The sequence below is a fragment of the Methanomassiliicoccales archaeon genome, from assembly GCA_014361295.1.
Classification (GTDB): Archaea; Thermoplasmatota; Thermoplasmata; order Methanomassiliicoccales; family JACIVX01; genus JACIVX01.
Genome location: JACIVX010000084.1, coordinates 1 through 1,166, shown reverse-complemented (window position 1 = coordinate 1,166; position 1,166 = coordinate 1). Strand labels below are relative to the sequence as shown.

At 61.5% G+C, this 1,166-nt stretch carries 1 protein-coding gene; it reads left to right on the top strand.

Going from position 1 to position 1,166, the window contains the following annotated elements:
• Positions 1 to 111: 111 nt before the first annotated feature.
• A partial coding sequence (locus H5T41_11260) for an FAD-dependent oxidoreductase (GenBank protein MBC7109336.1) occupies positions 112 to 1,166 on the top strand: 1,055 nt, incomplete at its 3' end.

Sequence of the window (1,166 nt, the reverse complement as noted above, 5' to 3'; positions counted from 1 at the left end):
AAGGGCGAGCATCAAAAAAGCCAACGGCAGCGTTTTCCAAAGTTTTCGCATGATGAACACCCTGGAAAGCTTAGCCCCTTTGGGACGGGAGGCCAAGTATACTCTGGTGCTATGGCCAAAACGGATGTGGTGGTGATCGGCGGCGGGCCCGCGGGATACGTGGCGGCCCGACGACTCGGCCAATTAGGTGTGGAAACGATCCTCGTGGAGAAGGAGCACCTCGGCGGAACGTGCCTCAATCTCGGGTGCATCCCCACCAAAACCCTGTACGCGGCCACGTTGCCGCTGGGAAAAACGGAACTTTATCGGCGCATGGGCCTCGATTTTTCCGTCCGCGTAGACCTTCCCCGTCTGCGGGCCTTCCTTTCCCAGGTGGTGGAAAACCTTCGAAGCGGCGTGGCGCGTCTCCTTGCCGCGTCCAAGGTGGAGATCCTCCGGGGCGAGGGAAGAGTCCTCAAACCGGGCGAGGTTGAAGTGATAAGCGACTCCAAAACGGAGAGGATCGAGGCCAAGGCGATCGTCTTGGCCATGGGTTCCGCACCCGTGGAACTTTCTTTCCTGCCTTTCGATGGTGAACGGGTCTGGTCCTCAGACCATGCGTTGGCCCTCCCGCAAATTCCGGAGCGGATGGCCGTGGTGGGCGGTGGGGTGGTGGGCCTGGAGCTGGCCACGGTTTTTCGGCGCCTGGGAGCGAAGATCACGGTGGTAGAGATGATGGACGGTCTGCTTCCCGGCCTGGGCCTTTCCCGGCGCGGCGAGGCCTTCTTGCGCCAAAGCCTAGAACGCCAAGGGATCGAGATCCGCCTCAAAACGAGGGCCGCCGGCCTCACGAAAGGCGGCCTCCTTGTGGATGGCGAAAAAAGGGAGGAAATTGAGGCGGAGGTGATCCTTGTGGCCGTGGGAAGAAGGCCCCTTTCCCAGGGGCTAGCCGACCTTGGCCTCAAGTTGGAGAAAGGTTTTGTGGTCACAGACGAAAGTTTTCGGGCCGGGCCCGGTATTTATGCCATTGGCGACTTGCGGGGCGGGGCCCTCTTGGCCCACAAGGCCAGCCACGAAGGCCTTCTCCTTGCGGAAACTCTCGCGGCCGAGCTGCGAGGTGAAACCCCCGCCACGGAAAAGCCCAAGGCCATTCCCTGGACGGTGTTCACCGATCCTCCCGTGGCCAT